Raw genomic sequence first — 20817 nt, 5'->3', positions numbered from 1 at the left:
GCACAGCGCGTCACGTCGTCGGGGACGACGCGCTCGCGGGGCCGGGAGGTGCACCGTGACGCGAGCCCCGGGGCCCGCGAGCCACGACCCGGACGGGCCGGTCGCCGACGACCGCGAGACCGCGGTCCTGCCGTCGTTCGGTGCCACCTGCCGGGCCCGCCCGGGGCCCGCGGTGCCCGAGGTCCCCGCGATCGCCGACCTCGCGGCGCCCGGACGCCCGGGCGTCGAGGCCGTCCTCACCCCCGACCCGCCCCCGGCCCGCCGCCGGCCACGCCCGTCGCGGCGGATGCGCGCGCGAGCCGACGAGATGGCGCGCGTGCTGTCCCGGGGGACGCCGAGGGTGTCGCGACGCGGCCTGTCGTCGGTCCCGGCCGCGGCCGCGGTGATGGCCGCGGTGGCGGTCGGCGGCGTCGGCATCGCGCTCGGCCTCGAGGCGCAGCGCACCGGCCAGCAGCTCGCCCTGCCCCGGGTCCCGCACGTGCCCGACGAGAGGCCGCCGGCGGGTGGCGGGCCCGTCACCGACCGCGGCACCACCTCGACGGCGGGGACGGGCCCGCTCGAGGCGGACGACCCCGAGGACGGGGCGCGACCGTCCGCCCGGGCCGCCCCGTCCTCGGCGGCGACACCCCGCGAGACCCGTGGTGGAGCCCCGTCCCCGGGCACGACCTCGCGCTCCCGCACCACCACCCCGACGACCGCCGACGACCCGACCTCGTCACGCAGCACCCCGCGGTCCACGTCGCCGTCCCGCCCCTCGACCCGCGCGGAGTCCGACGGGGCGGGGCGGGGTACGAGCGCCGAGGACCCGGGGCTCGACGGACCCGCAGCCGGCTCGAGCCCGGCCGAGGGCGGCGGGACCGGCGCGGGCTGACCGCCGCCCGGCGCGGCGGCCGGGCCACGTCCACGGGGCGGCCGCGGGGGGTCGCGGGGAGCGGTCGATCGGCGACGACGGGTGACGCCGCCGTTCGGACGCGTCACCCGATCCGGGTGCCTGCCCGTCCCGCTCACCGGACCCGGCCCTACGCTGGCCGCACCAGCACGCGACCGAGCGGCGCGGAGCGCGACGCGGAGTAGCGTTCCCGGGTCGGGGACAACCGCTAGGGTGGCGCGACGCCGAGGGGTGTCCAGTCATCCGGGACGAGGAGTCGACCAGACGTGACCGCAGCGAGGGACGACCGTTCCCTGGCCGGGGGACCCGACGGGCGGTCCCGCGGTACGGGCACCCACCCCGACCGTGACCCCCGCTCCGGGGAGGGCTGGTACCCCGGGCACGCCGAGCCCGACGGTTACGAGACGTCCGCACGCCCGGACGGGCACCTGGGCGCCGGGCGTCCCAGGGGGCCGGAGGAGACCGACAGCTCGGTCTTCGACATCGCCGACGACCGGCGGGAGGCCCCGTACGGGGCGTCCCGCACCGGACTCGATGCCACGGGTCCGTACCGCTCCGCGTCCGATGGGAGCTCGATGACCTACCCGTCCGGGCCGTCCGGCCCGCCCGCCGGCCTGCGCGCACGCCCCCTGGGCCCCGGCGGCGCGCCGGTGCCGCCGTCGTACGGGTCGAGCCAGACCACCTCCGCGATGCCGTCCGGACCCGGGGGCGCCATGGTCCCCACCGCACCTCCGCCCCCGATGCCGGCATCGGCGGCCGGGACCCCCGAGGGTCTCGGCATGCCCGCGCCCCGCGAGTCGGCGGTGTCCAACGACGTCAACGACATGGTCTCGCTGATCCGGCAGAGCTGGGCCTCGATCCAGCACCGGTCCGACGAGCTCACCAAGCTCTTCTACGCGTGGCTCTTCCGCCTCTCACCGGAGACCCGCGAGCTGTTCCCAGTGACCATGGAGTTGCAGCGAACGCGGTTCCTGCGAGGCCTGCTGCACGTCATCCAGATGGTCGACCGGCCCGAGGAGCTGTCGGTCTTCCTGCGCCAGCTCGGCCGGGACCACCGAAAGTTCGGCGTGGTCGACAAGCACTACGATCAGGTTGGCGAAGCCCTCGTCGGGGCCCTCAAGGAGGTCACCGGCGAGCGGTGGAACAACGAGATCGAGCAGGCCTGGCTGGGGGCGTACTCCCTGACGGCCTCGATCATGCTCGACGCCGCCGAGGGCGAGCGCGGACCCGCAGTCTGGATGGCGCGGGTGATGGAGCACCGGCGGATCAACCAGGACCTCGCCGTGGTGCGGGTGCAGACCAGCCAGCCCGTGCCCTACCTCGCCGGCCAGTACGTCAGCGTCGAGACCCCGCAGCGCCCGCGCATGTGGCGCTCGATGTCGCCGGCCAACGCCCCCGGCCCGGACTGCGTGCTCGAGTTCCACGTCCGCACCGTGCCCGGCGGGTGGGTGAGCCGCGCGATCGTCTCCCACGCCCGCGTCGGCGACGTCTGGCGCATCGGTCCGCCCATGGGCCAGATGACGCTCGACCCGCGTCGGCGCTCGGACCTGCTCATGGTCGCCGGCGGCACCGGTCTCGCCCCGGCGCGCGCGATCATCGAGCAGCTCATGATGGAGGGCACCGACCGCAAGGTCTGCCTGTTCGTCGGCGGCCGGACGTGGAGCGACCTCTACGACATCGAGGGCCTGCGCCGCAGCGCGCAGGAGTTCCCGTGGCTCACGGTCGTGCCCGTGGTCGAGGACGACGGCCGCCGCCACGGCGCCGAGACGGGCACGCTGGCCGAGGTGGTCGCCCGCTACGGCGCCTGGGCCGACCGCGAGATCACCATCAGCGGCTCGCCGCCCATGGTGCGCGCGACGGTCAACGCGCTGCTCGACGCGGGCACGCCGTTCCGCAACATCCACTACGACCCCTACCACACCGACTGAGCGAGGCTCGGGAAGCAGCGAACGTGCTGTTCGCTGCTCCTACGCGCCCGAAGTCCCCGTTGATCACGAGGGGACGCTCGCTCGTTCCTTCGCACGCGCGTCATCCCGCAGCCCAACTCCCTGGGCCGTTCGGCCGTCGTTCGTGCCGGTCCGTGGACCCGACGGCCCGGATGGCCCACACTGCCGCTCCCGGTCCGTGCGCAGAGGTCGCTGCGACGGACCCGGGCGGGAGTCCGGATGACGCGCGTCGCACCGACCAGACAGGTCGCCACGTTCTGCCCGCTGTGCGTGTCGCGCTGCGGCGCGACCGCCACCCTGCGTGACGGGGCGTTCGTGGCCCTCGGGCCGGACCCGGCGCACCCGACGGGGCGGGCGCTGTGTGTGAAGGGCAAGGCCGCCCCCGAGCTGGTGAACCATCCCGAGCGGCTGCTGCACCCGCTCGCGCGGACCAACCCCAAGGGCGCGGCCGACCCGGGCTGGCGCCGGATCGGCTGGGACGAGGCGCTCGACACGGTCGCGACCCGCCTCCGGGCGCTGGCACGTGACCACGGCCCCGAGTCCGTCGTCTTCGGCAGCGCCTCGCCCTCGACCTCGGCGATGTCCGACGCGGTCGACTGGGTGATGCGGCTGAAACGTGCGTTCGGCAGTCCCAACCTGTGTGTGTCGATGGAGCTGTGCGGGTGGGGCCGGTACCTGGCGTCGATCTACACCTACGGCGACTCGGTGCCGGGCGTGTACATGCCGGACCTCGACCGTGCCGGCGCCATCCTCTTCTGGGGGTACAACCCCTCGATCGCGCGTCTCGTTCACGCGACGAGCACGGTCGCCGCGCTCGAGCGGGGCGCGCGCCTGGTCGTCGTCGATCCGCGGCGGGCCGGGCTGGCGAGCAAGGCGCACCACTGGCTGCGGGTGCGGCCGGGCACCGACGCCGCCCTGGCCCTCGCCCTCACCCACGTCATGATCGAGCGCGGCTGGTACGACGAGCACTTCGTGCGGCGCTGGACCAACGCGCCGCTCCTCGTGCGCGAGGACACGGGCCGCTTCCTGCGCGGTAGCGAGACCGCCAGCGAGATCGGCAGCCAGATCGGCAGCGAGGTCGGCGAGGACCCGGATCACCTCGTCGCCTGGGACGAGGCCGACGGGGCGCCGGTCGGGTACGACCCGACGCGCGGACGTTACGCCGCGGACGAGGACCGGCTCGCGCTCTTCGGCGCACGCCGGGTCCGGACCACGGACGGCCCGGTCATCTGCCGACCCGCCTTCGACCTCGTCGCCGAGCAGTGCCGGGCGATGGAGCCGAGCGTCGCCGAGGCGATCACGACGGTGCCGGCCGCCGACATCGAGGCCACCGCCCGCACCCTGTGGGAGGCGCGGCCACTCGCCTTCTACACGTGGTCGGGCCTCGAGCAGCAGAGCGGTACGACGCAGATCATCCGCGCGGTCAACCAGCTCTACGCGCTCAGCGGCTGCCTCGACGCCCCGGGCGGCAACGTCGCCTTCCCCGCGGTGCCCACGAACCCGATCGGCGGCGCGGCCCTGCTGTCCCGCGCCCAGCGCGCCAAGGCCCTCGGGGTGGAGCACCGCCCCCTGGGCCCCGCCCGCTTCGAGTTCGTCACCGGGGAGGACTTCTTCACCGCCGCGATCGAGGGCCGCCCGTACCGCGCCCGGGGGTTCGTCAACTTCGGCTCGAACCTCGTGATGGCCCACGGCGACAGCGCCCGCGGACGCGACGCGCTGCGCGCTCTGGACTTCGTCGTGCACGCGGACATGTTCATGAGCCCGACGGCCGAGCAGGCCGACATCGTCCTGCCGGTGACCAGCGCGTTCGAGGCAACCGCGTTGCGCGTCGGGTTCGAGGTCAGCGAGGACGCCCAGTCGTTGGTGCAGCTGCGCGAGCCCCTGGCCCCGGCCCGCGGGGAGGCGCGCTCGGACCTGCAGATCATCTTCGACCTCGCGGTGCGCCTCGGGCTGGGCGAGCACTTCTTCGACGGGGACGTCGAGGCCGCGTTCCGCCACCAGCTGGAGCCGAGCGGGGTGAGCCTCGAGCAGCTCCGCGCGGAGCCGGCGGGCGTGCGGGTGCCGCTCGTGACCCGCCACCGCAAGTACGCCGAACCGGTCGACGGCATCCCCCGCGGCTTCGCCACGCCCACGCGCAAGGTCGAGCTCTACTCGGAGGTGCTCCTCGAGCACGGCTACCCGCCGCTCGCCGAGTTCTCCGAGCCGGGCGTGAGCCCGAGGTCGCGGCCCGATCTCGCCGACCGGTTCCCGCTGATCCTCAGCTGCGCGAAGTCGTTGTGGTTCTGCGAGAGCCAGAACCGCAACATGGCGAGCCTGCGCAAGGGCGCCCCGGACCCCCAGGTCGAGCTGAACCCCCGCACCGCCGCCGCCCGCGGCATCGCGACCGGGGACTGGGTGCGGATCGCGACGCCGCACGGCGACGTCCGGGCCCGCGCGAAGCTGCGCAGCACCCTCGACCCGCAGGTGGTGTTCGGTCAGCACGGATGGTGGCAGGCGTGCGACGAGCTGGGCCTGCCCGGCTACCCGCCCTTCGGCCCCGGCAGCGCGAACCTCAACCTGGTGCTGCGCCAGGAGCCCAGCGATCCCGTCAGCGGCAGCTCGCCGCTGCGGGCGTCGGTGTGCGAGGTCTCGCGCCTCTGAGCGCTCGTCCTCAGGCGCTCGCGGTCTGGCGCGGGGCCATCTCGACGGAGAGCTCCGGCGGCTTCGCGAGGGTCTGGAAGACGACGCAGTAGCGCTCGGTCAGCTTGTGCAGCGTCGCGAGGGTGTCGGCGTCGGCGTCGGTGTCGAGGTCGAAGCGCAGGCGGATCTCGCGGAACCCGACCGGCGCGTCCTTGGCCACGCCGAGGGTGCCACGGAAGTCGAGGTCGCCCTCGGCGTGCACGCTGCCGCCCCGGACCTCGACGCCCATCGACGTCGACACCGCCCGCAGCGTCACACCCGCGCACGCGACGAGGGCCTCGAGCAGCATGTCGCCCGAGCACAGCTGGGTGCCGTCGCCGCCGGTGGCGGGGTGCAGGCCGGCCTCCGCGATCGCCTGGGCGGTCTGCACCCGGCAGGCGATGCCCGAGCCGTCGACGTCGCCGTCGGCCTTGAGCGTGACGACCGCCGCCTCGGGGTCCTCCTTGTACTGCGACTTGAGCGGACCCTGGGTCTCGGCGAGCTTCGTCTTGTCCATGCCCGCGATCCTCCCCCGGCCGGCGGCGATCGTCACCCGCTGGTCACGGGGGTCCGCACCCGCCGGGGTCGGCAGGCGGCCACCGCGGCGGCCCCGACCAGCGTGAACGCCGCCGAGATCGGCAGCGCGTCGTTCCAGCCCGCGACGAGGCCCTGGGCGCCGCCGCCCAGGGACGGGCGCGTGGCCACGACGGCGATGACCGTGACGCCGATCGCCGCCCCGACGTAGCGCGCGGTGTTGTTGGCGCCCCCGCCCATCGCGCCGCGGCCGGGTGGCACGCTGGCCACGGCCTCGCGTCCGAGGGCGGCGTTCACCACCCCGCTCGCCGCACCCGCCAGCACGAGGCCGGGGACGAGCGAGGCGGGCGCGTCGCCCGTCGCCAGCCCGAAGAGCAGCAGCTGGCCGGCCGCGACCACCAGCAGGCCCGCGGCCATCTGCAGCCGCCCCGGCCACGCGGCGGGCAGGCGCCGGGCGAGCACGGCGGTGACGACGCTCGTGCCCGACCAGGCGAACAGCAGCAGCGCCCCGGCCAGCGCGGTGCTGCCCAGCCCGCGCTCGACGACCGTGGGCAGGAACGAGGTGGTGGCGATGATCCCCGTACCGGTCGCGAGCGCGCCGACCGTGGCGGCGACGAAGGCCGGCGACGTGAACAGGGCCATGTCGAGCATCGGCGCCGCGCGCCGCCGCTCGAGCACGACGAAGGCCACGAGCAGCGCGGCCCCGCCCCCGACCAGCGCGAGGACCACCGGCCGATCGAAGCCCGCCCGTCCCTCGACGAGCCCGGCCAGCAGTGCGGCGAGACCGGCCGCGAGCACGAGCACGCCCGGCAGGTCGATCGGGCGCGGCTGGGCGGCCCGTGACTCGGGCACGAGCGACCGGGCGACCAGCGCCAGGACGACGGCCGCGACCGCGCTCGCCCAGTAGGCCCCGGTCCAGCCGACGAGGCGGTCGAGACCGGAGGCCAGGAACGGGCCGGCGGCGATCCCCGCGCCGAGGCTCGCGCCCCAGACGCTGCTGGCGGTGCGCGCGGCCGGGGTGCCGGCCGGGAACGCGTGGCCGAGCAGCCCCTGGCTGCACGCGACCAGGGCCGCGGCGCCGACGCCCTGGAGGATGCGCGCGGCCACGAGCACGAGCGCGGACGGCGCGAGGGCCCCGAGCACCGACGACGCGGCCACCACCAGCGCGCCGAGCACCAGGACGCGGCGCCGCCCCACGTCGTCGCCCAGCGCGCCGACCGACAGCAGCGCGACGCCCAGGCCCACGCTCATCGAGCTGAGGATCCAGGCCTGCGCCGCAGGCCCGGCGCCGAGCGCCGTGGCCGTCGACGGCAACGTCGCGAGCGGCACCGTGAAGACCACGAGCGCGAGGAAGGTGGCCGTCCCGGCGACGGCGAGGGTGGCGCGGGGGCGCTCATCCGTGGTCACGGGTGCGGACGCTAACAGGTTCGGTTCGTTGATTGAACCGAAAGCGGCTAGGGTGTGGCCCGTGCCGCTCGGCCGTGACTACGACCGCCAGGACTGCGCCCTCGCCCGCGCCCTCGAGGTCCTCGGCGAGCGCTGGACGCTGCTCGTGCTGCGCGACTGCTTCTTCGGGGTACGCCGGTTCGCCGACCTGCGCGCCCACCTCGACGTCCCGCGCGCCGTGCTCTCCGACCGGCTCGCCACGCTCGTCGAGGCCGGGGTGCTCGAACGGCGTCCCTACGCGCCCGGGCGCGACGAGTACGTGCTCACCGAGGCGGGGCTCGACCTCTGGCCCGCGCTCTTCACGCTCGCCCGGTGGGGCGACCGGCACCGCGTGGGTCCCGGCGGCGGGCGCCGGCGCTTCCGCCACGCCGACTGCCCCGCCGGCGGCGCCGACCTCGCCGAAGGTGGGATGTGCCCGGCGTGCGGGACGCTGCCGGCACCCGGGTCGCTGGAGACGCGCTCGCTCGACCCGGACGCCGACGACGGCACGCGCCCGGAGCGCGACGACGCCGTCAGCCGGGCCCTGCGCCGGCCCCACCGCTTGCTGACGCCTCTCCCCTGAGCCTGTGTGAGCGATGCTCGCCGCTGTTCGGGCGACGAGTCCCGCCGGCTCTTCAGCGCGGCCCCGCCGGCGCCTGCGCGGAGGCGGACCGGGGCCGCGCGCGCGAGCTCGCCGAGACGGTGCACGGCGCGGAGGCCGTCGCCCGGGTGTTCGGCGGCCGGGCGAGGGGCGCGCGCACCCGGCGCTGCTGGGCGGGGTGGTCGGCGCGGTGTTCGCCCCGGGCGGGCGCGTGTTCTCCGCCTTCGACCTCGTCGTCGCCGACGGCGGATCGCTGCGATCGAGGTGATCGCCCACCCCGACGTCCGCGCCGACCTGGACGTCGAGCAGCTCGCGTCAGCGCGCGGCCCCGGCGTGTCGCGCGGGTGAGGATGTGGCGATCCTGGCGTCTGACGCCAGCAAAGCCGCATTGCTCGCACCGGCAGGTGCGGTGCCTAGATCAGGCCCATCTTCGAGGCGGCGTAGACGGCCTCGGCGCGGCGGGTGACGTCGAGCTTGCGCATGAGGTTGCCGACGTGGAACTTCACCGTCGTCTCGGAGATGAACAGCTCGCGGCCGATGGTGCGGTTGGACATGCCGCGGGCGAGGAGGCGCAGGACGTCGAGCTCGCGGCCGGTCAGCGGGTCGCCGTGGGGCTGCTGGCCGTTGAGCGAGCGGACGACGGCGGCGGCGGAGCGCGAGTCGAACGCCGACTCGCCGCGCGAGACCGCGCGGATGGCGCCGGTGAGCTCGGTGGTGTCGACGTCCTTGACCACGTAGCCCCGGGCCCCGGCGTGCACCGCCTCGACGACGAGCCGGTCGTCGAGGAACGTCGTCAGCACGAGCACCCCGACGCCGGGGTGGGCCTGGGTCAGCTGGCGGCACAGCTGCAGGCCTTCGGAGTCGGAGCTGGTCGAGAGCTTGAGGTCGAGCAGCACGATCGACGGCCGCTGGTGCGCGACGACGGCGAGGGCCTCGGGCGCGCTGGAGGCCTCGCCGACGATGGCGAACTGCGGCTCGCGCTCGAGCACGGAGCGCAGGCCCCGGCGGACGATCGCGTGGTCGTCGACCAGCACGATGCGGACCTCGCCCCGGCGGGCGGTGGCGCGGGCGGGGACACGGATGTCGGTCATGACCGGCTCCCGGATGGCTCGGCGGGATCGGGGACGCCCGCCGGCGTGGCGGCGGCGGGCAGGGGCAGGGGGACGCCGACCTCGACGCGGATGCCGCCCTGCGGCGCGCGGCGGATGCGCAGGGTGCCGCCGATCTCGCGGGCGCGGTCGGCCATGTTCACCAGCCCGCGGTGCGAGCCGTCGAGGTCGCCGGCGGCGGCGACGCGCAGCGAGCGCCGCACGTGCTCGGGGTCGCCGGTGCCGTCGTCGGACACCGAGAGCACGAGACGGTCCTTGCGGAAGGCCAGGCGCACGACGGCGACGCCGGCCTCGGCGTGGACGGCCGCGTTGAACAGGGCCTCGCCGGCGACGCGGAACAGCGAGCGCTCGGCGGCCGAGGGCAGCGGCACCGGGCGGCCCTCGATGCGCACCTCCACCCGCAGGTCCGACGGCATGTGCACCGTGGAGAGCTCCTCGAGCATGGCCGGCAGCGACTGGCGTCCGCGGTCGTCGGCGGAGTGGTTGAGCGCGTAGATCGCCGACCGCAGCTGCTCGACGGCGCGGCGGGTCAGTGCCTTCGCCGTCTCGAGGCGCTCGCGCTGCCGCTCGTCGCGGATCTCCGAGCGCACGACCTCGATCTGCATCCCGGCCGACAGCGCGTACTGGGTGACCGAGTCGTGCAGCTCGCGGGCGATGCGGTGGCGCTCGGAGTCGAGGACCTCGCGCTGGCGGGCGACCGTCAGCGCGTCCCGCGTGCGTTGGAGCTGCTCGTTGCGCGCGGCGAGGTCGTCGGCGTGCCGGCTGGCCTCGCCGTAGAGCCGCATCGTGCGCTGGTGCAGCGCGGAGTTCTGCAACGCGGCCGCGGTCTGGCCCGCGAGGACGCGCAGCACCGAGGCGTCGGTGGCGTCGATGGCCCGCTCGGCGCCGGTCCAGGCGACGATCTCGCCGACGACGTCGCCGTCGAGGTGCACCGGCACGTGCAGGTGGTGCGGGTCCTGCTCGTCGGGCCCGGACGCGCCGTGGCGATGCCCGTGCCCCGAGCGCACCGCGTCGAGGTGGGCTGCGACCCACGGCGGCACCGACGGGTCGTGGGCGTCGACCTCGTCGCCCACGGGCCCGAGCACGAGGTGGCGCGGCGCCGCCTCCGGCAGCGCGCCGTCGGCCAGCGCGAACACCACCCAGTGCGCGGTGAGGTGGTCGGCCGCCGCCTCGGCGACCGAGCGCACCAGCGTGCCGGGGCCCTCGGTGGTGCGCACCAGCGCACGCGAGATGCGGTCGAGGGCGTGGATCACCCGGCGCAGCCGCTCGGCCGAGGCCAGGTACTCGACGTAGAAGGAGGGCTTGCCCGACCGGATGCCGGTGAGCTGGTCGAGGTCGTGGTGGTCGGGGGAGATCCGGCTGCTCATGCAGGAGCCCCAGACACGGTCACTACAGCGCCGCCCGGAACAGCGTCTCGATGTCGGCCTGGTCTGCTTCGCGCGGGTTGGTCGACAGGCACGCGTCGGCCAGCGTCATCGCCGAGAGCAGCCCGACGTCGGACTCGGTGACACCGATCTCGCCCAGGCCCTTCGGCACGCCGAGCTCGTCGGCGAGGCGGCGGACCTCGCACGCGGCCCACTCGGCGGCCTCCGCGGCGCCGGCCGTCGAGTCCGGCGTGATGTCGCCGGGCAGACCCAGCGCCTGCGCGATCGGGACGAAGCGGTGGGGGTCCGGCTCGGCGTTGAAACGGATCACGTGCGGCAGGAGCACGCCGTTGATGACGCCGTGCGGCAGGTCGAGCAGGCCACCGACCTGGTGGCTCATCGCGTGGGCGGCCCCGAGGATCGCGTTGGTGAACGCGAGCCCCGCCTCGAGGGCGGCCTGCGCCATGCAGGTGCGCGCGGCCTCCTCGGACGGGTGGTCCATCGTGCGCTCGAGGTGCTCGCCGACCAGGGCGATGGCCTGCAGCGCGTGGTGGTCGGTCAACGGGTTGTGCGCCCGGGAGACGTAGGCCTCGATGCCGTGGGTGAGCGCGTCGAGCCCCGTGGCCGCGTTCAGCCAGTCGGGCATGGTGACCAGCAGGTGGGGGTCGACCACCGAGACGTCGGGCACCAGCGCGCGGCCCAGGATCGTGATCTTGGTGTTGCGCCGGGTGTCGGTGACGATGCAGAACTGCGAGACGTCGGCGCCGGTGCCCGAGGTCGAGGGCACCATCACCAGCGGCGGGATGGGCAGGGCCATCCGGTCGACGCCCTCGTAGTCGAGGATGGTGCCGCCGTTGCCGGCGAGCAGCGCGATGCCCTTGGCCGCGTCGATCACCGAGCCGCCGCCGAGCGCGACGATCACGTCGCAGCGCTGCTCGAGGTAGGCCAGGTGCCCCGCGGCGATCTCGTGGTCCTTCGGGTTGGGCGTGACGCCGTCCCACACCGACGCGCGCAGTCCGGCGTCGGCGAGGTGGGCGCACAGCTGTGCCGGCCACCCGGCGTCCACGAGCCCGGGGTCGGTGACGAGCAGCGGGCGCCGCGCGCCCAGGCGCACCGCGGCGTGCGCGGCCTCGGGCAGCGACCCCGGCCCGAAGAGGATCTCCGGCACGTGGAACTTCGCGAGCCGCGGCGTGGCGGCGCGCGGACGGCTCGCGGCCCGGTCGGCCGGGCGCCGCGTCGGGGAGACGGTCGCGTCGACCGGGGCCTCCTCGGGGCGGCGGCGCGCGATGACCGAGTCCCCCGCGCGGGTCACGCTGTCGACGAGGACCACGCTGCCCCCTTCTCAGGACGTTTGGTTGCCCACGTTACAGACGGACAGCGGGGGACGGCAGGGTGACCGATGAGTTCGGTCTTGCTCCGTTCGGAGTACGAGGCGCCCGATCGATCAGCACCGTCAGGCCGCCTGCGCACCGGCCAACGTTCGCCGGACGAACGCCTCCTCGGCCCACCAGCTCCGGAAGGTCGCGAGCCCGACCCCCTCGACGAGGCGCCGCGTCTGGCTGTCCTGCGCGAGCATCGCAGCGATCTTGCGGTCCAGCCGCTCACCGTCGAGGCGCAGGTGCAGGTCCGCCTCGACCTCGGGCGCCGGCCCGTCCATGAAGACGCCGAACGTCTCGTTGATCTCCGCGAATCGACGGGCGAAGCCGCGGGGCAGCACCGCCTCGAGCAGCGTGGCGCCGGGCGCCGCGGCCCGCCAGGCCCGGCGGGCCCAGCGCCCGACGGCGCGATGGTCGGCGTGCCCGGTCACCCCGTCGGGGCCGAAGGTGACGATCGTGTCCGGACCGATCTCGTCGACGATCGCCGCGATCCGCTCGGCCGCCGTCCGCTCGGGCACGAGCGGGCAGGTGCCGTCGGTGTAGCCGAGCCAGCGGTGCTCGGTGACGCCGAGGACGGCGAGCGCGGCGTCCAGCTCCCGGGCGCGGTGGGCGCCGAGCCGGTCCGGCGGCCAGCGGGCCGGGTCGTCGGTGCCGTGCTCGCCGCGGGTGGCGGTCACGAGCACGACCCGGTCACCGCGCGCACGGGCGTCGAGCAGCAGGCCGGAGGACAGGAACGTCTCGTCGTCGGGGTGGGCCCAGACGCCGAGCAGGGTGCGGGTCACGGCAGGACCTCCCAGCAGAGCAGGACCGCGACGGCGGCCAGGACGGGCAGGGCGGGATTGCGGGTCCGCCACGCGACGAGCGCGGCGACGGCGAGGGCGACGAGCGCGGCGTGCACCGGGCCGGGGACGAACAGCACGGGCAGCCCGCCGCGGCCCACGACGGCCGTCGCGACGAGCGCGGCGAGGGCGGCCGGGGCGAGGTGGCCCAGCCCCCGGCGCAGGGCTGCGGGCAGGCGGTGGGCGGGCACGACGGTGATGAGCACGGTCCGCAGCGCGTAGGTCGCGACGGCCGCGGCGAGCAGGATCAGGGTGGAGGTCATGACGACGGGCTCCGGTCGCTGAGGGTGGCCGCGAGCACGCCGACGGCGATGCCGCACAGCAGGCCGATCCCGTCGGGCAGGGGTGAGGCGACCACGGCGGTGACGGCCGCGGCCGACGCGCCGGCGCGGGCGGGCCGGGCGCGCAGCTGGGGGACGAGCACGGCCAGGAACATCGCCGGCGCGGCGACGTCGAGGGCCGCCGAGTCCGGGAGGACGGGGGCGAGCACGACCCCCAGCACCGTCAGACCCACCCAGGCGGCGGCGAGCCCGACGCCGGCGGTCAGCCAGTAGCGGCGGAACCGGCCCGGGTCGGCGAGATCGCCGCGGCGGGTGACCATCGCGTAGGTGGGGTCGACGACGAACTGCGGGCCGACCCACCGGAACCACCGCGGCTGGTCGCGGAAGCTCGGCTCGATCGCCGCGGCGTAGAGCAGGAAACGCGCGTTGACGAGCGTGACCGCGGCGACCAGCGCGAGCGGTGCGGCGCCGCCGGCGAGCATCGTGAGCCCGGTGAGCTGCGCGCTCCCCCCGAGCAGGACCGCGGACGAGAGCACCCCGGTGCCGCCGCCGACACCGGACCGGACGCCGGTCACGCCGATCAGGAGCGCGAAGGGCGCCAGGCCGACCATCACCGGGGCGAGGTCGCGCAGCGCGGCCCGCACCTCGACGGTGGGCGAGTGACGCAGGGTGATGTCCATGCGCCGACGGTGCCGCCGAGCGCCCGGTCACGGCATCGGCGACCGCTCCCCACCTTGCTCTGCGTCACCCCCCACGCGGGGCGGGGGCCGGCCGGCGGGCGAGGTGTGGGCTAGGTGGTGACCGTCGCGTCGCGCGAGCCGCGGCGCCGCTCGGGCAGGAGCCCCAGCGCCCGCGCGGCCACCGCGGCCTCGCGCCGGGTGGGCACGTCGAGCTTCGCGAGGATCGCCGACACGTGGTGGTCCGCGGTCTTCTCCGAGATGAACAGCCGTGACGCGATCTCCGCGTTGGTCAGCCCCTCGGCGACGAGGCGCAGCACGTCGACCTGACGCGCGGTGAGCCCGGCCGGGTTGGTGCGGGTGGTGGCCCGCGGTCGGGCGGGCACGCCGCTGACACCGCGGGCACGCAGGTCGCGACGGACCTTGGCCGCGACCGCGTCCGCGCCGAGCCGGTCGAGCAGCTCCAGCGCCGCGAACACCGCGTCGGTCTCGCCCGTGTCCACCAGCGCGAGGGCCTCCTCGTACGGCGACCCGAGCTCGTGCCAGCGCTCCGCGGCCGCCCGCGCCCGGCCGGCGAGCGCCAGGCGGTACGGGGAGTCCTCGGGAAGGGGCGGGGCCTCGACGACGTGACCGAGGCGCGCCAGCCACACGGCGAGCTCCCCGCCCGACCACGCGCTGCCCGGGCGCGACCCGCCGTCGGCCAGCAGCGCCGCGGCCCCCTCCAGGCGGGGGTCGGGCCGCCCCGTCACCCAGGAACGCTCGGCGAGGGCCGACACCGCGGGGAGGAGGCGCAGCGGCTCACCGAAGAGCTGGGCGAGGTCGTGGCCGCGCTCGAGGTGGGCGTCGGCGCCCGGGACGCCGCGGCGCAGCGCGACGAGCCCCTGGACCAGGGAGGGCCAGGTGTGGGTCAGCAGCGAGCCGCTCTCGGCGAGCACGGCGGTCGCGTCGTGCGCGGCCTCGTCCCACGCGCCGCGCAGCATCCGCAGACGCGCCCGCACGCCGCGCTGCCAGTCGTGGCACAACGGGTACTCCCACTGCACGGTCAGCGGCAGGCTCCGGTCGAGCGCCTTCTCCGCGGCGTCGAGCCGCCGCCACTCGACGTCGAGGTTGGCCAGGTTGCTCCACCCCGTCGAGTGCTCCACCTCGATGTCCTCGCCCACGGCGTCGAGGAACGTGTGCAGCCGGTCCCGGGCGGTCCCGTCGCCGGTCATCATGCCGATCATCGCGTCGACGACGGTGAGCCGGACGGTGAGCTGGTCGTCCACCGCGCCCGCGGCGACGGCGCGGGCCCGGTCGAGGCGGGCGACCGCGGTCGGCAGGTCGCTGTCCTGCACGGACAGGAAGGCCTGGGTCGCGAGGGCGTGGCCGAGCAGGGCGGCGCTGCGGCTGCCGGGGGTGGCGCGGGGTTCGAGCACCGCAACGGCGGTGGCCGCGTGCGCCACCGCGCCCGGGCGGTCGCCGTGGTACCAGGAGTACGCGGCCAGGGACCGGTGCCCGGCGCCGACGCCGTCGAGGTCGCCCTCGGCCTGCCGCCACCCGATCGCGCGATGGCCCGTCGCGATCGCCTCGGTGAGGCGGTTGGTGAGGAAGAGCTCGCTCGAGAGCAGCTCGCAGAGCCCCGCCCGGGCACCGAGCGCGTCGCGCGGCGCCCGGTCGAGGGCCGTGGAGAAGAACCTCGCGGCCTCGGTGTGGGCGCCCGACGCAGCCGCGACGCGGCCGGCCCGCGCGGCGTAGCGGAAGACCCGCGAGTCGTCGCCCGCCGCCAGGGCGTGGTGGGCGAGCAGCGCCGGGTCCGGGTCGGGCAGCGTCTCGAAGGCCTCGAGCATCCGCCGGTGCAGCTCGATCTCGCCGCCGGGTGGGAGGGCGCCGGCGACCGCGAGCCGGCAGATGTCGTGGCGGTAGGTGATGCCCCGCCGGTCACGCGCGATCAGGCCCGCGCCGTGGAGCGCACGCAGCGGGCCGATCCCCACGCCGAGGGCCGGCAGCAGCGCCTCGGGGACGGCACCGGGCGCGCAGGCCAGCAGATCGGCGAGGTCGCGGGCGTCGGCGTCGAGCCCCGCGGTGCGGGCGAGGACGGCGTCGCGGACCGAGACCGGCAGGGCCCCGTCCTGGGAGATCACCTCGGTGACGAAGAACGAGTTGCCGCGGGTGATCCGGTGCACGTCCGCGGGGTCGATGTCCCGCTCGCCCACCAGCGCCGTCACCGCGGCGACCGACAGCGGCCCGAGCTCCACGCGGGTCGCGGTGGGCGTGCGCGCCACGTCGCCGAGCAGGGCCCGCAGCGCCGGCTGCGGGTCCGGCTCGTCCGCGCGGTAGGTGGCCAGGACGAGCGAGCGGGAGCGGGCGATGCGGCGCAGGAGGAAGCGCAGGAGGTCGATCGTCGCCTCGTCGGCCCACTGCAGGTCGTCGACGACGAGCAGCACCGGTCGGGCGGTCAGCACCTCCAGCAGCGCGCGGTGGATCTCGTGCGGCGGGGCGCCCGCATGGAGCAGCCCGGCCACGGGCTCGCCGAGGTCGGCGGCGACGTCGTGCAGCGGGCCGAGCGGCCGGGGCACCCCCAGCGGGTCGCACACTCCCCACAGGACCTCGGCCCCCTCCAGGCCGTCCGCCACGTGGCGGGCCAGCGAGGTCTTGCCGATGCCCGACTCGCCCGCCAGCAGGACGACGGAGCCCGCGCCCGACCGCGCCTCCCGCCAGGCCCGCTCCAGGAGGCGCTGCTCGTCGTCGCGCTCGAGCAACTGCACCCTACTCACGTTAGGTGATGGGCAGGGGTCCGGATATGACCTGAACAGAGCAGTAGGCGTCAACAGAACATGGGGAGGAGTCCCCCATGGACCCGGTACGTGATCACGCGCACCCTCCTGGTGGCGGTCGGGGCGACCCCGGCCGGTGACACCGAGGAGACGACGATGACCGACACGACCGACATCACGGCGACGACCCCGATCACCGCCACCGACGCCGACCGCACGCTCAAGGCGAAGCACCGCGCGATGTGGGCGATGGGCGACTACCCCGACGTCGCCGCGCGGCTGATCCCCGAGCTCGGCCCGGTCCTCGTCACCGCCGCCGGCATCCGCCCCGGCGACCGCGTGCTCGACGTCGCCGCCGGCACCGGCAACGTCGCCGTACCCGCCGCGCGGGCCGGCGCCGACGTCGTCGCCTCCGACCTCACCCCGGAGCTGTTCGACGCCGGCCGGGCGTCCGCCGAGCGCGCGGGCGTCGCGGTGCAGTGGCAGGAGGGCGACGCCGAGGCGCTCCCCTTCGGAGACGACACCTTCGACGCGGTGCTGTCCTGCGTGGGCGTCATGTTCGCGCCGCACCACCAGCTGGCGGCCGACGAGCTCGTCCGCGTGTGCCGCCCGGGCGGGCGCATCGGGTTGATCAGCTGGACGCCCACGGGCTTCATCGGCGACCTCTTCCGGACGATGAAGCCGTACATGCCCCCGCCCCCGCCGGGCGCGCAGCCGCCACCGCTGTGGGGCGACGAGGAGCACGTGCGCACGCTGCTCGGCGACCGCGTCACCGACGTCGAGACCCGCACCCGAACGGTGACGGTCACGGCGTTCGAGTCCCCGGAGACGTTCCGGGCCTACTGGCGGGAGACCTACGGGCCGACGATCGTCGCCTACCGCAACGTCGCCGACGACCCCAAGCGCACCGCCGCGCTCGACCGCGACATCGCCGCGGTCGCCGCCCGCCACGACCGCGGCACGGGTACGACGGTGATGGACTGGGAGTACCTGCTGCTCACCGCCCGCGTCACGGCCTGACGGCGGGATCCGGCGTCAGGCCTGGGCCGTCGGGGACAGGGCCGCCGACAGGGAGGCGGCCGACACCGCCGGCTCGACGTTGGACTCGGAGTGGATGGGGCCCTCGCGATCCGACAGCGGTGTGCCCCGGCCGCCCCACTGCTGGGCGATCATCTCCGCGGCGATGGACACCGCGGTCTCCTCGGGGGTGCGGGCGCCGAGGTCGAGGCCGATCGGGCTGGACATCCGGGCCAGCTCGGTTTCGGTGACGCCGGCGTCGAGCAGGCGCTGGCGGCGGTCGAGGTGGGTGCGCCGCGACCCCATGGCGCCGATGTAGCCGATCTCGGGCAGGCGCAGGGCCACCTCGAGCAGGGGCACGTCGAACTTGGGGTCGTGGGTGAGCACGGCCAGCGAGGTGCGCGAGTCGATGCGCCCGGCCTCGGCCTCCTTGGCCAGGTACCGGTGCGGCCACTCGACGACGACCTCGTGGGCCTCCGGGAAGCGGCTCGACGTCGCGAACACGGGCCGGGCGTCGCAGACGGTGACCCGCATCCCGAGGAACGTGCCGATCCGCGCGACCGCGGCAGCGAAGTCGATCGCGCCGAAGACGATCAGCCGGGGCGGCGGGGCGAAGGACTCGACGAACACCTGCAGGCCCTCGCCGCGGCGCTCACCGTCGGTGCCGTAGGACACGAGCGCGGAGCGCCCGGCGGCGAGCAGCCCGCGCACGTCGTCGCGCAGGGCGTCGTCGAGGCGCGCCGAGCCCGTCGTGCCCTCGACCGACTCGGGCCAGACCACCAGGCGGCGCCCGACGCGCTCGGCGGGCCCGGACACGACGGTGGCCACGGCCACCGACCGGTGCTCGCGCACCGCGGCCGCGATCTCGCCGAGCTGCGGGAACGACTCCCGGTCGACCCGCTCGACGTAGACGTCGAGGATGCCGCCGCAGGTCAGGCCGACGGCGAAGGCGTCGTCGTCGGAGACGCCGTAGCGTTGCAGGGTCGCCGGATCCGTGCCCTCGAGGATGCCGGAGCCGAGCTCGTAGACGGCACCCTCGACGCAGCCCCCGGAGACGCTGCCCACCGCCTGGCCGTCGTCCCCGACGAGCATCGACGCGCCGGGCTGGCGTGGCGCGGAACGGAAGGTCCCGACCACGGTGGCCAGGGCGGCCGGTCGGCCCTCGGCCCACCAGCTCTCGAGCGTCGGCAGCACGTCACGCATCCCGCAGCACCTCCAGCAGTTCCGCCAACGTGGCCAGCGAGTGACCCGCCAGCAACCGGTCAACGTGCGGGAGGGCGGCCGCGATTCCCCCCTGCACGGGCGCGTAGCCGCTCTTGCCGGCGTGCGGGTTGACCCAGACCACCGAGTGCGCCAGGCGCGCGAGCCGCGCCGCCTGCTCGCCGAGCAGGTCGGCACCCCCGCGCTCCCAGCCGTCGGAGAAGACGACGACCGCGGCCCGGCGGGCGACGCCGCGCTGGCCCCAGCGGTCGAGGAACGCGCGCAGCACCTCGCCGAGCCGGGTGCCGCCCGACCAGTCCGGGATCGCGCGGCCGGCGTCGGCCAGCGCCCGTTCCGGGTCGCGCTGGCGCAGCTCGCGGGTCACGCGGGTCAGCCGGGTGCCGAGCGTGAACGTCTCCACCGCGCTCGGCGTGCGGCGGGTGACGACGTGGGCGAAGCGCAGCAGGGTGTCGGCGTACGGGCTCATCGAGCCGGACACGTCGATGAGCAGCACGACCCGGCGCGGGCGCACCCGGCGCGCGCGGCGGCGCAGGTCGCCGATCTCGCCGCCGTTGGCCAGCGCCGCGCGCAGCGTGGCCCGCGGGTCCGGCTCGCCGCGGCGGGCCGGGCCCCGGCGCCGAGCGCGGCGCCGCGGCGGGGCGGGACGCAGCAGCGCCAGCAGCTGCCTGAGGTGCTCGCGCTCGCCGATCGAGAGCTCGGCGATGTCGCGGTCGCGCAGGATCTCCTCCCCCGAGGCCGCGACGCGCAGCTCCGGGGTCTCCTCGTCGCCGTCGGCGCCCGATCCCGGCGGCGGGTCGGTGAGCGCGGCCATCGTCGAGATGCGCGGTTTGGGCGGCGCCGGGCGGCCCATGCGCTGGTCGCGCGGGTCGGCGGAGAACCACGCGGCGAACGCGTGGTCGTAGCGCGCGACGTCGTCGGGGTCGGCGCACAGCGTCAGGCGCCCGGCCCAGTAGGTGGCGACCTCGCTGGCGAGGTCGGAGAGGCGCAGCGCCTGCAGGTAGGCCGCGACACGGTCGGTGGTGACCGGGACGCCGGCGTTGCGGACGAGGCGGGTGAAGGCGACGAAGTCCGAGAGGACGGCGTCACCGTCCGGTGGCGCGGCGGCGGTCATGACGCGAGCAGGGCGTCCAGCTTGTCGCGGGCCCGGTCGGCGTCCTCGCGGTACTTCAGCACCGCGCCGAGCGTGGCCGTCGCCGAGGCGAGGTCGAGCCGGCGGGCGCCGACGAGCTGCAGGGCCTGCGCCCAGTCGATCGACTCGGCGACCCCGGGCGGCTTGAGCAGGTCCAGCCCACGGAGCCCCTGCACGGCCTGCGCGACCTGGGCCGCGAGCTCCTCGGGCAGGTCGGGCAGGCGGCGGCGCAGGATCGCGGTCTCGCGGGCGAGGTCGGGGTGCTCGAGCCAGAGGTAGAGGCAGCGGCGCTTGAGGGCGTCGTGCACCTCGCGCGTGCGGTTGGACGTCAGCACCACGAGCGGCGGCGTCGCGGCCTTGACGACCCCGACCTCCGGGATCGTGACCGAGTTCTCGGCGAGCACCTCGAGCAGGAAGGCCTCGAACTCGTCGTCGGCCCGGTCGACCTCGTCGACGAGCAGCACGCAGGGCGCCTCCTGGATGGCCTGCAGCACCGGGCGCGCGAGCAGGAAGCGACGGTCGTAGAGGGAGGACTCGACGGCGTCGACGTCGAGCTCGGTGTGCGACGCGCTCGCCGCGGCCTCCAGCGCGCGCAGGTGCAGCAGCTGGCGCGGGAAGTCCCAGTCGTAGAGCGCCTGCGCCGCGTCGATGCCCTCGTGGCACTGCAGCCGCACGAGCGGCAGACCCAGCGCCTCGGACAGCGCCTGCGCCAGCGCGGTCTTGCCGGTGCCCGGCTCGCCCTCGCAGAACAGCGGCCGGCCCATGCGCAGGGCGAGGAAGGCCGCCGACGCCAGGCCCGCATCGGCGAGGTAGCCGGTCTCGTCGAGGGCGCGCGCGAGGTCGTCCGGGCTGGTGGCGGTCGGTGCGGTCACCCGTCCAGCATGCCCCCGCCCTGATCGCGCAGCCACCGGACGACCGGGCAGGATGACCCCCACCGACCTGGGCGTCCTCAGGTTGCCTGCTCCGAACGGCCGCGCCGCAGCCGTGAGGCCAGGCAC

17 protein-coding genes are annotated in these 20817 nt (G+C 75.8%); 5 read left to right on the top strand and 12 right to left on the bottom strand.

The window, feature by feature from the left end; translation table 11 throughout:
* Positions 1-55 precede the first annotated feature (55 nt).
* From C8D89_RS06045 to C8D89_RS06035, 3 genes are all read left to right on the top strand, one after another.
* The gene (locus C8D89_RS06045) at positions 56-871 is read left to right on the top strand and encodes a hypothetical protein (RefSeq protein ID WP_116707175.1); all 816 of its coding nucleotides are present in this window, start codon (positions 56-58) and stop codon (positions 869-871) included.
* Positions 872-1155: 284 nt separating this feature from the next.
* The gene (locus C8D89_RS06040; RefSeq protein WP_341477305.1) at positions 1156-2817 is read left to right on the top strand and encodes a globin domain-containing protein; all 1662 of its coding nucleotides are present in this window, start codon (positions 1156-1158) and stop codon (positions 2815-2817) included.
* A 237-nt stretch (positions 2818-3054) separates the two neighbouring features.
* Positions 3055-5475, top strand: coding sequence for a molybdopterin-containing oxidoreductase family protein (locus C8D89_RS06035; RefSeq protein WP_116707174.1), 2421 nt, complete (start codon positions 3055-3057; stop codon positions 5473-5475).
* Positions 5476-5485: 10 nt separating this feature from the next.
* On the opposite strand, the gene C8D89_RS06030 is transcribed toward C8D89_RS06035, so the two are convergent.
* Positions 5486-6010, bottom strand: coding sequence for an OsmC family protein (locus C8D89_RS06030; protein WP_116707173.1), 525 nt, complete (start codon positions 6008-6010; stop codon positions 5486-5488).
* 32 nt (positions 6011-6042) lie between these two features.
* The gene (locus C8D89_RS06025) at positions 6043-7434 is read right to left on the bottom strand and encodes an MFS transporter (RefSeq protein ID WP_207787082.1); all 1392 of its coding nucleotides are present in this window, start codon (positions 7432-7434) and stop codon (positions 6043-6045) included.
* Positions 7435-7495: 61 nt separating this feature from the next.
* On the opposite strand from C8D89_RS06025, the gene C8D89_RS06020 reads away from it, so the two are divergent.
* A complete protein-coding gene (locus C8D89_RS06020; RefSeq protein ID WP_116707373.1) occupies positions 7496-8035 on the top strand; it encodes a winged helix-turn-helix transcriptional regulator in 540 nt (179 codons plus the stop codon).
* Between the two features lie 431 nt (positions 8036-8466).
* Here C8D89_RS06020 and C8D89_RS06015 read toward each other — a convergent pair whose 3' ends face one another.
* The 7 genes from C8D89_RS06015 to C8D89_RS05985 all read right to left on the bottom strand — a co-directional run bounded on the left by C8D89_RS06015 (position 8467) and on the right by C8D89_RS05985 (position 16443).
* Positions 8467-9144 carry a MadR family response regulator transcription factor gene (locus C8D89_RS06015; RefSeq protein ID WP_116707171.1) on the bottom strand — a complete coding sequence of 226 codons (678 nt, stop codon included), beginning with the start codon at positions 9142-9144 and terminating at the stop codon, positions 8467-8469.
* Positions 9141-10529, bottom strand: coding sequence for a MadS family sensor histidine kinase (locus tag C8D89_RS06010; protein ID WP_116707170.1), 1389 nt, complete (start codon positions 10527-10529; stop codon positions 9141-9143). The genes C8D89_RS06015 and C8D89_RS06010 overlap by 4 nt, the downstream gene beginning before the upstream one ends.
* A 22-nt stretch (positions 10530-10551) precedes the next feature.
* Positions 10552-11856, bottom strand: coding sequence for an iron-containing alcohol dehydrogenase (locus tag C8D89_RS06005; RefSeq protein WP_116707169.1), 1305 nt, complete (start codon positions 11854-11856; stop codon positions 10552-10554).
* Between the two features lie 123 nt (positions 11857-11979).
* Positions 11980-12684 (bottom strand): PIG-L deacetylase family protein, encoded by a 705-nt coding sequence (locus C8D89_RS06000; RefSeq protein ID WP_207787081.1) that lies wholly within the window; start codon positions 12682-12684, stop codon positions 11980-11982.
* Positions 12681-13004, bottom strand: a complete 324-nt coding sequence (locus tag C8D89_RS05995; protein WP_116707168.1) for an AzlD domain-containing protein — start codon at positions 13002-13004, stop codon at positions 12681-12683. Before C8D89_RS05995 ends, C8D89_RS06000 begins: the two co-directional genes overlap by 4 nt.
* Entirely contained in the window at positions 13001-13702 is a 702-nt protein-coding gene (locus C8D89_RS05990) for an AzlC family ABC transporter permease (RefSeq protein ID WP_116707167.1), read from the bottom strand. The genes C8D89_RS05995 and C8D89_RS05990 overlap by 4 nt, the downstream gene beginning before the upstream one ends.
* A 110-nt stretch (positions 13703-13812) precedes the next feature.
* Positions 13813-16443, bottom strand: coding sequence for an ATP-binding protein (locus C8D89_RS05985; protein WP_165825571.1), 2631 nt, complete (start codon positions 16441-16443; stop codon positions 13813-13815).
* A 99-nt stretch (positions 16444-16542) separates the two neighbouring features.
* Between C8D89_RS05985 and C8D89_RS05980 the strand changes: the two genes are divergently transcribed.
* Complete coding sequence (locus C8D89_RS05980) at positions 16543-17472, top strand: class I SAM-dependent methyltransferase (protein WP_243417886.1); 930 nt, start codon at positions 16543-16545, stop codon at positions 17470-17472.
* A gap of 15 nt (positions 17473-17487) precedes the next feature.
* Here the strand turns inward: C8D89_RS05980 and C8D89_RS05975 are convergent, their stop codons facing one another.
* From C8D89_RS05975 to C8D89_RS05965, 3 genes are read right to left on the bottom strand one after another with little or no spacing between them, the layout of a single operon-like run.
* Positions 17488-18672 carry an XdhC family protein gene (locus C8D89_RS05975; protein WP_116707164.1) on the bottom strand — a complete coding sequence of 395 codons (1185 nt, stop codon included), beginning with the start codon at positions 18670-18672 and terminating at the stop codon, positions 17488-17490.
* On the bottom strand, positions 18665-19801 hold the full coding sequence (locus C8D89_RS05970; RefSeq protein WP_116707163.1) for a vWA domain-containing protein: 1137 nt from the start codon (positions 19799-19801) through the stop codon (positions 18665-18667). The genes C8D89_RS05975 and C8D89_RS05970 overlap by 8 nt, the downstream gene beginning before the upstream one ends.
* Entirely contained in the window at positions 19798-20691 is an 894-nt protein-coding gene (locus C8D89_RS05965) for an AAA family ATPase (protein ID WP_116707162.1), read from the bottom strand. The genes C8D89_RS05970 and C8D89_RS05965 overlap by 4 nt, the downstream gene beginning before the upstream one ends.
* Positions 20692-20817 lie beyond the last annotated feature (126 nt).

Source organism: Actinomycetospora cinnamomea (assembly GCF_003096675.1).
In the GTDB taxonomy this organism is placed as follows: domain Bacteria; phylum Actinomycetota; class Actinomycetes; order Mycobacteriales; family Pseudonocardiaceae; genus Actinomycetospora; species Actinomycetospora cinnamomea.
Note: the sequence above shows the minus strand (reverse complement) of the source record. Positions and strands in the feature narration are given on the sequence as shown.

Bases quoted from the DNA above. Each gene is read 5' to 3' on its own strand.
- C8D89_RS06035 (WP_116707174.1), top strand. From the start codon at position 3,055: ATGACGCGCGTCGCACCGACCAGACAGGTCGCCACGTTCTGCCCGCTG.
- C8D89_RS05995 (WP_116707168.1), bottom strand. From the start codon at position 13,004: ATGACCTCCACCCTGATCCTGCTCGCCGCGGCCGTCGCGACCTACGCG.
- C8D89_RS05970 (WP_116707163.1), bottom strand. From the start codon at position 19,801: ATGACCGCCGCCGCGCCACCGGACGGTGACGCCGTCCTCTCGGACTTC.
- C8D89_RS06010 (WP_116707170.1), bottom strand. From the start codon at position 10,529: ATGAGCAGCCGGATCTCCCCCGACCACCACGACCTCGACCAGCTCACC.
- C8D89_RS05975 (WP_116707164.1), bottom strand. From the start codon at position 18,672: ATGCGTGACGTGCTGCCGACGCTCGAGAGCTGGTGGGCCGAGGGCCGA.
- C8D89_RS06015 (WP_116707171.1), bottom strand. From the start codon at position 9,144: ATGACCGACATCCGTGTCCCCGCCCGCGCCACCGCCCGCCGGGGCGAG.
- C8D89_RS05990 (WP_116707167.1), bottom strand. From the start codon at position 13,702: ATGGACATCACCCTGCGTCACTCGCCCACCGTCGAGGTGCGGGCCGCG.
- C8D89_RS06030 (WP_116707173.1), bottom strand. From the start codon at position 6,010: ATGGACAAGACGAAGCTCGCCGAGACCCAGGGTCCGCTCAAGTCGCAG.